The following is a 13133-nucleotide window of genomic DNA, read 5'->3' as shown; positions in this document are numbered from 1 at the left end:
GTTTTCATTCCCCCAGGCAACACGCCGGCCAGACAGATTTACATGTCCGGTTTGCGGCTGCCGCAGGGTTCTAAGCCCCGTATGTTTTCATCGGGGTTTTTGACTTCTCCCACAGCAAAATATAAGGCTAAATATCCAGGTTTTTCACATATTTAGCATTTTCTTCGATAAATTCCCTTCTCGGCTCTACCTTATCCCCCATCAGGGTAGTGAATGTTAAATCAAGCTCAGAAGATGTTTCTTCATCCATCATTACCTTGAGCAAAATTCTGTTCTCAGGATCCATAGTAGTTTCCCACAACTGGTCAGCATCCATTTCTCCAAGGCCTTTATACCTCTGAATTTTATTATTTCCATCCCGGCCTACCTCAGACAGTATTTGGTTTAATTCCTCATCACTGTATGCATACCAGACTTTTTTATTTTTTTCTAGTTTATATAGCGGCGGCTGGGCCAGATATACATAACCTTCTTTTATTAAATCAGGCATAAATCGGTATAAGAATGTTAATAATAGAGTACTGATATGGGCTCCATCTACATCCGCATCTGTCATAATGATAATTTTATGGTATCTGAGCTTAGAAATATCAAAATCCTCATGGATGCCAGTTCCAAATGCAGTAATCATAGCTTTAATCTCTGCATTTGCATATATCTTGTCCAATCTTGCTTTCTCAACATTGAGTATCTTTCCTCTAAGGGGAAGAATCGCCTGTGTAGAACGTTCCCTTGCCGTCTTTGCTGAACCGCCGGCAGAATCCCCCTCAACGATATATATCTCACAATTTTTTGGGTCTTTATCTGAACAGTCAGCCAGTTTCCCTGGCAGGGACATCCCCTCTAAGGCTGATTTCCTTCTTGTAAGATCCCGGGCCTTCCTGGCAGCCTCTCTCGCACGCTGTGCCATAACCGATTTTTCTATTGTAAGCTTTGCCACATTTGGATTCTGCTCCAGAAATATTTCGAGCTGGCTGCTTACAATATTATCAACTGCACCTCTTGCCTCACTATTCCCCAATTTCTGTTTTGTCTGCCCTTCAAACTGGGGATCTTCAATTTTAACACTGATAATAGCAGTCAGGCCTTCTCTTATATCCTCCCCGGACAGGTTTGGCTCATTGTCTTTTAAAAGCTTATTTTTCCTCGCATAGTCGTTAAAAGTCTTTGTCAAAGCATTCCGAAACCCTACAACGTGTGTCCCTCCCTCGGGAGTAGTAATATTATTTACAAAACCATATGTGTTGTCACTATAGGAATCATTATGCTGCATAGCCACCTCAACGGCCACATTGTCTTTTACGCCTTCACAATAGATAATCTGCTCATATAAAGGCGTCTTACTCCTATTCAGATAGCTGACGAATTCATTAATTCCCCCCTCATAGTGGAAGGTCTTTTCTACAGCTTCATCCTCTCTCTCATCCCTGAGAATAATTTTCAATCCTTTTGTCAAAAATGCCATCTCACGGAAACGCTGCTTTAATGTATCATAGTCAAATATTAAATCTTCAAATATGCCGTCATCTGGGAGGAATGTAACTTTTGTACCTGTTTTATCTTTATCACATTCACCTGTTACTTTCAGTTTATATACAACATTCCCCTTTTCATAGCGCTGTTTATATACCTTACCTTCACTATAAATTTCTACCTCCAGCCAATTTGACAGGGCATTTACAACAGAAGCGCCCACACCATGGAGGCCTCCTGAAACTTTATATCCTCCGCCGCCAAATTTTCCTCCGGCATGGAGGATTGTAAAGACAACCTCTACTGCAGGAAGTCCGGCTTTGTGGTTGATTCCCACCGGAATTCCCCTTCCATTATCAATAACCGTGATGGAATTCCCTTTATTTATATTGACTAAAATTGTATCACAGTACCCAGCCAATGCTTCATCTACTGCATTGTCCACAATTTCATATACCAGATGGTGAAGTCCTCTCGAAGAAGTGCTGCCGATGTACATACCCGGTCTTTTCCTTACTGCTTCCAGTCCCTCTAATATCTGGATCTGATCAGCACCATATTCAGCATCAAATTCTGTACCTGTTGCACCCATTTAAAAACCTCCTAATTTTCTTTTGCTACCTGTCCATTCACAACATGGAAAATTTTATTAATAGAAAATCGATGATTTACAAACTCATCTAATCCAGTACATGTGATTACTGTCTGTATATCATGTATACTATCCAGTAAATAGTTTTGCCTGTGTTTGTCCAATTCAGACAATACATCATCCAATAATAATACAGGAGTATCCCGGATCAATGTCCTGACCAGTTCTATTTCAGAAAGTTTTAAAGAAAGTGCAGCCGTCCGCTGCTGTCCCTGTGATCCAAACTTTCTGATATCAAGGCTGTCCGCCATAAAACATAAATCATCCCTGTGAGGGCCTACTGAAGTACTCCTTAGCCTGATATCCCTCTCCCTGTTCTTCTTAAGAGCCTGCTCCAAATCAGTACTTCCTGAACTTGATTCATATGAAATCAAAATTCTTTCTTTCCCTCCAGTTAATTTATAATGTATATTAGAAATTATTTTATTTACATCTTTTATAAATTTCTTTCTTCTATCAATTACTTTTGTCCCATACTCAACTAATTGCATATCCCAGATATCCAATGTTTCTATAAGATTTTCCTGTTTGCAGATGTCTTTAAGTAAGGAATTTCTTTGATTAATAATACGATTGTAGTTAGAAAGATTATTTAGATATACTTTATCAAGCTGTGACAATTCCAAATCGATGAATCTTCTTCTTCCGGAGGGTCCTTCTTTAATAATATTCAAATCCTCCGGAGAAAAAAAGACAAAATGAATAATTCCAAATAATTCGCTTGCCTTTCGAATTGGAACCTTATTGATTGCAATTCCCTTTGGACTGTTTTTCTTCAGATGCATATCTATCTGAAATTCAGTTCCCTTTTTTTCAATGATTGTCTCCAGATGCGATTCATCACATCCAAACTGAATCAAATCTTTGTCCTTTGTACCTCTGTGTGATTTAGTAGTACCAGACAAATACAGGGCTTCTAAAATATTAGTTTTTCCCTGGGCATTATCTCCATACAGGATATTTGTTTTAGGGTCAAACTTCAAATCCAGCAGCTTGTAATTCCTGTAATTCTTCAATTTTAAAGATTTGATTACCATAATTTCTCCATCAGTATGTAATTATTTTACACTTTTTAAGACTATTTTTCAATTTTTATTTCCTGATTATCGAATTCAGCCGTATCTCCATTATATAATTTTCTTCCCCTTCTTGTCTCTGTCTCTCCATTTACAAGAACCTGTCCATCTTGTATTACTTCTTTTGCCTCGACACCAGAACCTACTAAGCCGGCGGCTTTAAGCGCCTGCCCCAGCTTAATATATTCCTCTGTATTTCGCAACTTTATAATTTCCATAACGCTCCTCTTCTTTCCAGACAAATGTTATATATCTGATGATATATGGCCATACCATATTATCCGCTCATTTTATTTATGAAACTGCATTAAAATTGACTGGAAGAATAAGATAAATATAACTCTGGTTTTCATCCTTGATGAAACATGGAGCCTTAGCATTCATAAAATATAAATCTACTTCCTCGTCGTCAATTACCCTGAGGGCATCGATCAAAAATTTAGGATTAAATCCAATCAGAAGATCTTTTCCCTCTTTGGTGATAAAAATTTCTTCATCCATTGAACCTATCTGTGACTTGATTTTTAATTCCATAGAATCATCTCTGATATCAATAATTATAGGCTTTTTCTCACTCTCTTTAATTAAAAGCGTAGCCCTGTCAATACAGTCTAACAATTCTTTTTTATGAATCTTAACCTTTGTCTCATAGTCACTTGAAAGCATTTGGTCAATTCTAAAATATTCGCCTTCTATCAGCCTGGACACGACTACAGTCTTATCAAATTCAAATACAATATGATTTTTCGTAAATGAAATATCCACGTCTGCATCTGAATCCCCGCCTATAATCTTACTGATTTCCAGAAGAGTTTTACCTGGCACAATCACTTTTTTAGGAGAATAAGATTCTTTTAGTTCAATCTTGCGGATAGATATCCTATGCCCATCCAGAGAGACTACCTTCAGCATATTGTCCTCTATTTCAAACAATTCCCCTGTCATCATTTTATTGGTGTCATTGTCAGCAATAGAAAAAATAGTCTGACGGATAACTTCTTTCAGGGTAAATTCCGAAACTGTAATATAATCTTCTTTTTCTACTGCCGGCAGATAAGAAAAATCTTCTCCCGACTGAGCTGCAATATTAAATTTAGCTTTTTCACAGGTAATGAGTGTCTGGTTATTTTCATCTGTCTCAATTGTCACTTCACTGTCCGGAAGCTTACGGACTATCTCAGAGAATATCTTTGCATTTAAGGCGATAATTCCTCTCTCAATAATATCCCCCTCTATACGTGTCTCAATTCCAAGTTCCATGTCATTAGCTGTTAATTTAATTTCATCAGTGGATACATCCACAAGTATACATTCCAAAATAGGCATTGTTGTTTTGGAAGGCACGGCTTTTGATACAATACTGACTCCTTTAACAAGATTGGATTTTGAACAGATAATTTTCATATTTATGTAACTCCTTTCAATGGATGTGGTGAATATCTTTTTTAGGGCGCTTTTTATAAATATATATAATATTAAGTTCCGTCTTCTTCTTAATAGGGATTGTGAATATGTTCATAAGTGGCTTCAGGCCTTGAAAATCAAAGGGTTGTCCATATTAAAAACTATGTAGAGATTTACTGGAAAGCAATTGGATAATGTGGGGAAAACTAAATTCTTAAATTCACCTTTTTATTATTAATTTAAGAATTAACATCTTTTGAACACGGTTATTCACAACTTATATAGGATTTATTTTCTTTTTTATAATATTTACTGTATTATTCAATGCTTCGTCAACGGTTATATCGTGGGTAATTTTCTTAATGCCATGGCTGACTGAGGCGTGATCCTTTCCCCCAAGTATAATACCTATAGTTTTAAGGGGAGTTTCTGTCATTAAACGGCAAAGATACATGACAATTTGACGTGGCAGTACAATCTCAGCGTTTCGCTTTTTACCTTTTAATTCAGATACAGGAATGTTAAAGTGATCAGAAACTACGTCAATAATTAATTCAGGTGTTATTTCACGGCTGTCGTCAGGTGATATCATATCCTTAAGGGCTTCCGCAGCCAGAGGTATATCTATCGGTTTTTTTTCAAGGTTTGACAAGGCAATCAATTTATTGAGGGAACCTTCGAGCTCCCGTATATTTGATTTAATATTATTGGCTATATATTGAAGGACTTCATTTGGTATATGGTAACGTTCCAGTCCGTCAAGCTCTTCTTTTTTACGCAGGATTGCCATCCTTGTCTCATAATCAGGGGAAGATATATCAGCAATCAATCCCCACTCAAAACGGGTTCTGAGCCTGGCTTCCAGAGTTTCTATATCTTTGGGCGGCTTGTCACTTGATATAATAATTTGTTTTCCTGATACATGAAGATGGTTAAAAGTGTGAAAAAACTCTTCCTGTGTACTTTCTTTTCCGATTATAAATTGAATATCATCTATTAAAAGCACATCGTTATTTCTATATTTTTCACGGAATGTTGTCATGGCAAGCTCATTCTTATTCTTGCCTATTTTTAAAGCGTCAATCAGTTCATTTGTAAAGGTTTCACTTGTTACATAGAGTACTTTCTTTGATGGGTCGTTTTCCAGTATAAAATGTGCAACTGAATGCATCAAATGCGTTTTACCAAGACCTACGCCGCCATATATGAAAAGCGGGTTGTATATTTCACCAGGTGATTCAGCTACCGCCAGTGAAGCTGCATGAGCAAAATTATTATTGCTGCCTACAACAAAAGTATCAAATGTATACTTTGAATTTAGATTTGCATTTTCAAATAGTGCATTTGACTTTTGCTTCCTTACTGTTTGCTTCTTCTTTTCTTTTATAATGACATTATCTTCTGTAACAAAAGAAATTTCATACTCTGTACCCGTAACTTCAGCAATACATACTTTGAAAGGAAGAAGGTATTTTTCTTCAATGTGCTCAAGGCTTGCTTTTAGTTTTACAAGAATATAGACAGTGTCATCGGTCACTTCATATACGGTAAGCGGTGAAATCCACGTATTGTATGAAATATTAGATGAGCAATATTCTAATTTCATTTTATTTAGGATCTGCTCCCAATTGTCTTCTACAATGTTCATCGATTGTACTCCTATAAATATAATAGAGAGATCTACACAGGCAAACTCTCTCTATTACATTTTACATCAAAACAGTTTGATAAGCAATGAGAAATGATGTGTATAACTTTACCAACAGTCTTAACAGTAATAGAATTTAGCGTATTTACATTTGAAAGTATACGGATGAAATCTATTATCCTATTTTTATTTTATAGTTTTCTACATATTATCAACATCGGAAATTATAATTATCCACATTATAAGGCCAATTATAGCCACATTATGTTTTAACCTAAATTTTTAGATGGTGATATATTTGTCTGGATGTGCTTAATGGAATTACATCAGGCAGCAGAAGCATAAGGCATATCTTTGAAATATAATAAAAATCTGCTTTTTATCAGAAAATCCCCGGAATAGCTTGACTTACGTATATTTTTTGAATATAATTAAGAGCAGTGTCTTTCCCTATATTATAATAGAAGAAATAACACTAAAAAATGAGAATAATTGTAAATACTTTATGATAAGTATCTCAATAAAAGGGAGGTGTATTTATAATGAAGATGACATTTCAGCCAAAGAGAAGGAAGAGAGCAAAAGTTCATGGTTTTAGGGCGAGAATGAGCACAAAAGGCGGAAGAAGAGTATTGGCTGCCAGAAGGGCAAAAGGAAGAAAACAGTTATCAGCTTAGGCCGCATCTATGTGGCCTTTTCTTCTATTTATAAAGAGGTATTTGATGAAATTTTCGGAATCTTTAAAGAAAAATAAAGATTTTCAGGATATCTATAAATGTGGAAAATCCTACGCAAATAAGTATCTTGTAATGTATATAAAAGAAAATAATCTGAAGAAGAACAGACTTGGAATTTCTGTAAGTAAAAAAGTTGGAAACAGCGTTGTCAGACATCGTATTACCAGATTAATAAGAGAAAGTTACAGACTTCAAGAAGAACATTTCCGGGGTGGCTTAGATATGATTGTATTAGCAAGAGTGAGTGCAAAGGATAGGACTTACCATGAAATCGAGAGTGCACTTATCCACCTGGGAAAGCTTCATGATATATATTGCCCTGTTTAATATAACAACAGGCGGGAGCCGGCGGTATATAAAATGCCCTGTGCTTTGAATATAAAAGGAGTGACGTAAATGAAGCATATTTTTATAGGATTTATCAGATTCTATCAAAAGTATTTATCTGGACTGAAAACAAGGTATCATTGTATTTATACCCCTACTTGTTCACAGTATGGTATAGAGGCTATACAAAAATATGGAGCTTTTAAAGGCGGGGCCTTGACTGTCTGGAGAATTTTGCGCTGCAATCCTTTTGCAAAAGGCGGATATGATCCGGTACCCTAAGGAGGATAAAAGATGTATGGAATTTTAGCTGCAGGATTTGAGGATTGGCCAATTATTCATCAGATTGCCTGGTTATTGGGAAAAGTGATGAATGGAATTTATAATGTAATGGATGGTATATTTGGTATACAGAATATTGGTATCTGTATTATCATTTTTACTATCATTGTATATACATTGATGATTCCTCTTACAATCAAACAGCAGAAGTGGTCTAAAATGTCTGCTGTGATGAATCCTGAAATTCAGAAAATTCAGAAAAAGTATGCAAATAAAAAAGATCAGGCATCCCTGATGAAACAGCAGGAGGAGATGCAGACTATCTATGAAAAATACGGGACTTCTCCAACAGGGGGGTGTCTTCCGTTATTGATTCAGATGCCAGTTTTATTTGCTTTGTACCCGGTTATTCAGAATATACCAAAATATGTACAGGGCGTAAAAGATGTGTATATGCCGGTCGTAAATCAGATAATGGCTGCAGATGGTTTTCAGAAGATTATGGAGAAAATCGGTGAGGCAAAGCCTGTTTTGATGAGTGCAAGTGCATATGATTATTCAAAGGCAGATACCCTCGTAAATGTGCTGTATAAATTCCAGGACTCTACATGGGATACATTGGTAGATAAGATTCCGGCGCTTGAGAGTATTGTAAATAGTACAACCCAGACAGTGGGGCACCTTAACAGTTTTCTTGGCATTAATATTGGAGAAGCACCTTTCACAATGCTGACTGCAGCAGTAAAGGATTTTTCTATTGTAGGAATTATCCTTGCAGTTATTATACCTGTAATGGCAGGACTTACACAGTTTATAAGTGTAAAACTGCAGCCACAGCCTGAGGTTGACAAAAGTAATCCAATGGCCAACTCTATGAAAACTATGACTTATACAATGCCATTGTTCTCCGTATTTATGGGATTTACGCTTCCCGCCGGCCTTGGTTTATATTGGGCGGTCAGCGCTATCGTAAGAAGCGTGCAGCAGATGGCTATTAATAAATATCTTGGTAAGAAATCAACAGATGAATTAATTAAAGAAAATCAAGAGAAAGCTAAAAAGAAACGCGAGAAAAAAGGAACTTCAGCAAAAGAAATTAATAAAATGGCGACTGCCAGTACAAAGAATGTTGAAGATAAAAGAAAATCTAAAATATCGGATGCTGATAGAGAAGAGCGGCTTAAAAAGGCAGAACAGTATACTAAGAATGCAAAGCCTGGCAGTCTTGCAGCTAAGGCTAACATGGTAAGCAGATATAATAATAGCTCTTCAGATAAGAAGGATGAAGGGAAATAATCAGTCATTCAATATGGAAAGGGAGGATTCAGGATGAATGGTAGTATCAGAGTATCGGCAAAGACAATAGATGATGCAATTACAGAAGCATTGATTCAATTGGGTGTTACCAGTGACAGATTAGAGTATGAAGTCATTGAAAAAGGAAGCGCCGGATTTCTTGGAATTGGTATGAAGCAGGCTGTAATTGAGGCCAGAAGGAAACCTGAACCTGTAGTTGATGAACAGAAGAGTTTGATTCATGAAAAAAATCAGGAAGTAAATACTGAGATTCAATCTAAGTCTGTGAAGGAAGTTAGTAAAAGTGAAGTTATAAAAAAAGAAGTTAAAAAGGAGGCGCCTCCAAAAGAGGGCCACGGGCCGAGACATGAATCTGAACTTGCCGAGGTAAAAGAAGAGACTAAGAAGGCCGTGGAATCTTTCCTGAATGATACCCTGAAAGCAATGGGGATGACAGTTGAGCTTATTTCTGACGTTGATTCTGATGGGGCACTGAGCATAGAGATGAAGGGCAGTAATATGGGGATTCTTATTGGAAAAAGAGGACAAACCTTGGATTCACTTCAATATCTTGCCAACAGAGTAGCTAATAAACATCAGGATGGATATATAAGGGTAAAGCTGGATACAGAAAATTATCGTGCAAGAAGAGAAGAGACACTTAAAAATTTAGCTAAAAATATCGCTTATAAGGTAAAAAGGTCTAAGAGGCCTGTGTCCCTGGAACCTATGAATCCATATGAAAGAAGAATCATACATGCAGCACTCCAGTCAGATTCATATGTAACAACACACAGTGAAGGTGAGGAGCCTTACAGAAAAGTTGTTGTAACTTTAAAAAGATAATTGTATTGAAGCGAAAGAGGACGTTTCCGCTTCACGGATATGTTTTCGTGAAGCAGGGAAACGTCTTTTTTCTAATTTATCAGGAGGTATAGATGAAAAAAGATACGATCGCTGCAATTTCAACTGGCATGACCAATTCGGGCATTGGCATTGTCCGTATTAGTGGTGAGGAAGCATTTAGGATAGTTGCTGAAGTTTATTCTGGGAAAAGTGGAATTGTTAATGAGAAAACCCATACTATCCATTATGGTTTTATAAAGGATGGTACAGAGATTATAGATGAAGTATTGGTTATGTTAATGAAAGCTCCCAGAACTTTTACAGGTGAAGACACAGTTGAAATTAATTGTCATGGGGGGACATATGTAGTAAAACGTATTTTGGAAACTGTTATAAAAAATGGAGCAAGGCCTGCAGATCCTGGAGAATTCACAAAACGGGCTTTTTTAAATGGAAAGTTGGACTTATCCCAGGCAGAGGCTGTAATAGATGTTATTAATTCTAAAAATGAATATGCCCTTAAAAGTTCCGTCAGCCAACTAAAAGGCAGTGTCAAGAATAAAATAGAAGATATAAGGAAGAGGATACTTTATGAGACAGCTTTTATTGAAACAGCTATTGATGATCCGGAGCATTATAAGCTTGATGAGTATCCTGACAGATTAAAAAGTACAATTGGCCGTATATCAAATGAGATTAAGGAACTTATCGATTCTGCCGACAACGGCAGGATTATAAAGGAGGGAATACAGACTGTCATTGTAGGAAAGCCAAATGCCGGAAAATCTTCACTTCTTAATATACTTGCAGGAAGAGAGAGAGCTATTGTGACTGACATAGAAGGTACAACAAGGGATATATTGGAAGAGCAGATACAATTTGGCGGACTGACATTAAATATGATTGATACAGCGGGAATACGGGATACAAGTGATTTAATTGAACAGATGGGAGTAGATAAGGCAGAAAAATATGTCAGGGATGCAGACTTGGTCATTTATGTGGCGGATGCTTCCAGGAAGTTTGACCAAAATGATGAACGTATTATGGGACTCATTTCTGACAAAAAGACTGTTGTACTGCTGAATAAATCAGATTTAAAGACAGAATTAACGAAAGAAATCCTGCAAAATAGAATGAGTATTATATTAAAAAATGAAAATAATGCAGGAATAGTTGCAAAAAATATACCTATGATAGATATTTCGGTTAAAGAAGAGCAGGGAATTCAAGAGTTTGAAAAATTACTTACAGAAATGTTTTTAAATGGAGAAGTGTCATTTAATGAAGAAATATATATAACGAATGTAAGGCATAAATCTGCTTTGTCAGATGCCTATGAAAGTTTGGATAAAGTTATTGTTAGTATTGAAAATAGATTGCCTGAAGATTTTTATTCTATTGATTTAATGGATGCATATGATTCACTTGGAAGTATAACAGGAGAAACGATAGGAGAAGATTTAATAAATGAAATATTCAGCAAATTCTGTATGGGAAAGTAGAGATCATTATGATATAGCTGTAGTGGGTGCAGGGCACGCTGGCTGTGAGGCAGCCCTGGCATCTGCCAGGATGGGATTTAGGACCATTATATTCACGGTGAGTGTGGACAGTATTGCTTTGATGCCATGTAATCCGAATATAGGGGGCAGTTCCAAAGGGCATCTTGTGAGGGAGGTTGATGCACTTGGGGGTGAAATGGGAAAGGTGATTGACAAGACCTTTATCCAGTCAAAAATGTTGAATAAATCGAAAGGGCCAGCGGTCCATTCTCTTCGCGCGCAGGCAGATAAGGCAGGATATAGCCGGACAATGAGGCGTATTTTGGAGGGACAGGAGAATTTAGATATACGTCAGACGGAGATAACAGATATACTCTCAGAAAATCAGAAAATAATTGGTGTTCGGACATACTTAGGCGCCACATACCGCTGCCGTGCGGTGATATTATGTACAGGTACCTATTTGAAGGCAAAATGTATATATGGGGATGTTAGTACTAATACGGGTCCAAATGGTTTGCAGGCTGCAAATTACCTTACAGAGAGTTTAAAGTCAATGGGAATAAAAATGTATCGTTTTAAGACAGGCACACCTGCCAGAATTGACAAAAATTCTATTGATTTTACTAAAATGGAAGAACAAAAAGGAGATGAAAAGATAGTCCCATTTTCATTTACAACCGATCCGGAGGATATTCAGATAGATCAGGTTTCCTGTTGGCTCACATATACAAATGAAAAAACACATGAAGTGATTAAAAATAATTTAGACAGATCTCCCCTGTTTTCAGGAATGATAGAAGGGACAGGCCCTAGATATTGCCCGTCTATCGAGGATAAGGTTGTAAAATTTGCAGATAAAGACAGGCACCAGGTATTTATTGAGCCGGAGGGACTGGATACAACAGAGATGTATATAGGGGGCATGTCAAGTTCACTTCCTGAGGATGTACAATATGATATGTATAGAAGTGTGCCGGGTTTAGAGAACGCAAAGATAGTCAGAAATGCGTACGCCATTGAATATGACTGTATTGATGCCAGGCAGCTGAAAAGCACCCTGGAATTTAAAAATATAGAAGGATTATTCAGCGGAGGCCAATTTAATGGCAGCTCTGGATATGAAGAGGCAGCGGCCCAAGGTTTGATAGCTGGAATTAATGCTGCGAGGAAGCTTCAGGGAAAGGAAGGGATAGTAATTGATCGCTCTGAAGGGTATATAGGTGTTTTAATCGATGATTTAGTCACAAAAGAGAGCCATGAGCCTTATAGGATGATGACTTCAAGAGCTGAATACAGACTTTTGCTGCGGCAGGATAATGCAGATTTAAGACTTACTAAATTGGGGTATGAGGTGGGCCTTATAGATGAAGAACGTTATCAGTATCTGTTGGAAAAAGAGAAATTAATAGAAGAAGAAATTAGACGGGTGGAGCATACAAATATCGGGACTTCAGAAGAGGTACAGAATTTGTTGAAAAAATATGGGAGTACATCTTTAATTTCTGGGACAACATTGGCAGAATTAATACGGCGCCCAGAGTTATCTTATGAAATATTGAAACCTATTGACCAGGGCAGAATGAGCCTTCCCTTTGATATCCAGGAGCAAGTTAATATTAATATTAAATATGAAGGGTATATTAAACGTCAGCAGAGGCAGGTAGAGCAGTTTAAAAAACTTGAGAAGAAATTGATACCAGAGGATATAAATTATCATGATATTAAGAGCTTAAGGCTTGAGGCAAAGCAGAAACTGACTGATATAAAGCCGTTATCTATAGGCCAGGCCTCACGAATATCAGGAGTATCCCCAGCGGATATTTCAGTACTGTTAGTTTATATGGAGGGAAGATAGTTAGACGTTTGAGTAGATAAAAATAAAAA

The 13133-nt window shown here is 36.9% G+C and carries 12 protein-coding genes; 7 read left to right on the top strand and 5 right to left on the bottom strand.

Going from position 1 to position 13133, the window contains the following annotated elements; translation table 11 throughout:
* Window positions 1-127: 127 nt before the first annotated feature.
* The 5 genes from gyrB to dnaA all read right to left on the bottom strand — a co-directional run bounded on the left by gyrB (window position 128) and on the right by dnaA (window position 6253).
* Entirely contained in the window at window positions 128-2065 is a 1938-nt protein-coding gene (gyrB, locus tag EFA47_RS18310) for a DNA topoisomerase (ATP-hydrolyzing) subunit B (protein WP_122644639.1), read from the bottom strand.
* A gap of 11 nt (window positions 2066-2076) precedes the next feature.
* Window positions 2077-3162: a DNA replication/repair protein RecF gene (gene recF / locus EFA47_RS18305; RefSeq protein WP_122644638.1), complete on the bottom strand. Its 1086-nt coding sequence runs from the start codon at window positions 3160-3162 to the stop codon at window positions 2077-2079.
* Between the two features lie 41 nt (window positions 3163-3203).
* On the bottom strand, window positions 3204-3419 hold the full coding sequence (locus tag EFA47_RS18300) for an RNA-binding S4 domain-containing protein (protein WP_122644637.1): 216 nt from the start codon (window positions 3417-3419) through the stop codon (window positions 3204-3206).
* 76 nt (window positions 3420-3495) lie between these two features.
* Window positions 3496-4605: a DNA polymerase III subunit beta gene (dnaN, locus tag EFA47_RS18295; protein WP_122644636.1), complete on the bottom strand. Its 1110-nt coding sequence runs from the start codon at window positions 4603-4605 to the stop codon at window positions 3496-3498.
* A 277-nt stretch (window positions 4606-4882) separates the two neighbouring features.
* Window positions 4883-6253 (bottom strand): chromosomal replication initiator protein DnaA, encoded by a 1371-nt coding sequence (gene dnaA, locus EFA47_RS18290; RefSeq protein ID WP_122644635.1) that lies wholly within the window; start codon window positions 6251-6253, stop codon window positions 4883-4885.
* A 542-nt stretch (window positions 6254-6795) separates the two neighbouring features.
* Between dnaA and rpmH the strand changes: the two genes are divergently transcribed.
* The 7 genes from rpmH (at window position 6796) to mnmG (ending at window position 13104) form a co-directional block, all read left to right on the top strand.
* Window positions 6796-6930 (top strand): 50S ribosomal protein L34, encoded by a 135-nt coding sequence (gene rpmH, locus EFA47_RS18285; RefSeq protein WP_122644634.1) that lies wholly within the window; start codon window positions 6796-6798, stop codon window positions 6928-6930.
* 45 nt (window positions 6931-6975) lie between these two features.
* Window positions 6976-7317 (top strand): ribonuclease P protein component, encoded by a 342-nt coding sequence (gene rnpA, locus EFA47_RS18280; RefSeq protein ID WP_122644633.1) that lies wholly within the window; start codon window positions 6976-6978, stop codon window positions 7315-7317.
* A gap of 69 nt (window positions 7318-7386) precedes the next feature.
* The gene (gene yidD, locus EFA47_RS18275; RefSeq protein ID WP_122644632.1) at window positions 7387-7599 is read left to right on the top strand and encodes a membrane protein insertion efficiency factor YidD; all 213 of its coding nucleotides are present in this window, start codon (window positions 7387-7389) and stop codon (window positions 7597-7599) included.
* 12 nt (window positions 7600-7611) lie between these two features.
* Window positions 7612-8895 carry a YidC/Oxa1 family membrane protein insertase gene (locus EFA47_RS18270; RefSeq protein ID WP_122644631.1) on the top strand — a complete coding sequence of 428 codons (1284 nt, stop codon included), beginning with the start codon at window positions 7612-7614 and terminating at the stop codon, window positions 8893-8895.
* Between the two features lie 33 nt (window positions 8896-8928).
* Window positions 8929-9741, top strand: coding sequence for an RNA-binding cell elongation regulator Jag/EloR (jag, locus tag EFA47_RS18265; protein ID WP_122644630.1), 813 nt, complete (start codon window positions 8929-8931; stop codon window positions 9739-9741).
* Window positions 9742-9833: 92 nt separating this feature from the next.
* Window positions 9834-11246: a tRNA uridine-5-carboxymethylaminomethyl(34) synthesis GTPase MnmE gene (mnmE, locus tag EFA47_RS18260; RefSeq protein ID WP_122644629.1), complete on the top strand. Its 1413-nt coding sequence runs from the start codon at window positions 9834-9836 to the stop codon at window positions 11244-11246.
* Complete coding sequence (gene mnmG / locus EFA47_RS18255; protein WP_122644628.1) at window positions 11212-13104, top strand: tRNA uridine-5-carboxymethylaminomethyl(34) synthesis enzyme MnmG; 1893 nt, start codon at window positions 11212-11214, stop codon at window positions 13102-13104. Before mnmE ends, mnmG begins: the two co-directional genes overlap by 35 nt.
* The last annotated feature ends 29 nt before the right edge of the window (window positions 13105-13133 follow it).

The organism is Luxibacter massiliensis (assembly GCF_900604355.1).
Taxonomy (GTDB): Bacteria; Bacillota; Clostridia; order Lachnospirales; family Lachnospiraceae; genus Luxibacter; species Luxibacter massiliensis.
Note: the sequence above shows the minus strand (reverse complement) of the source record. Positions and strands in the feature narration are given on the sequence as shown.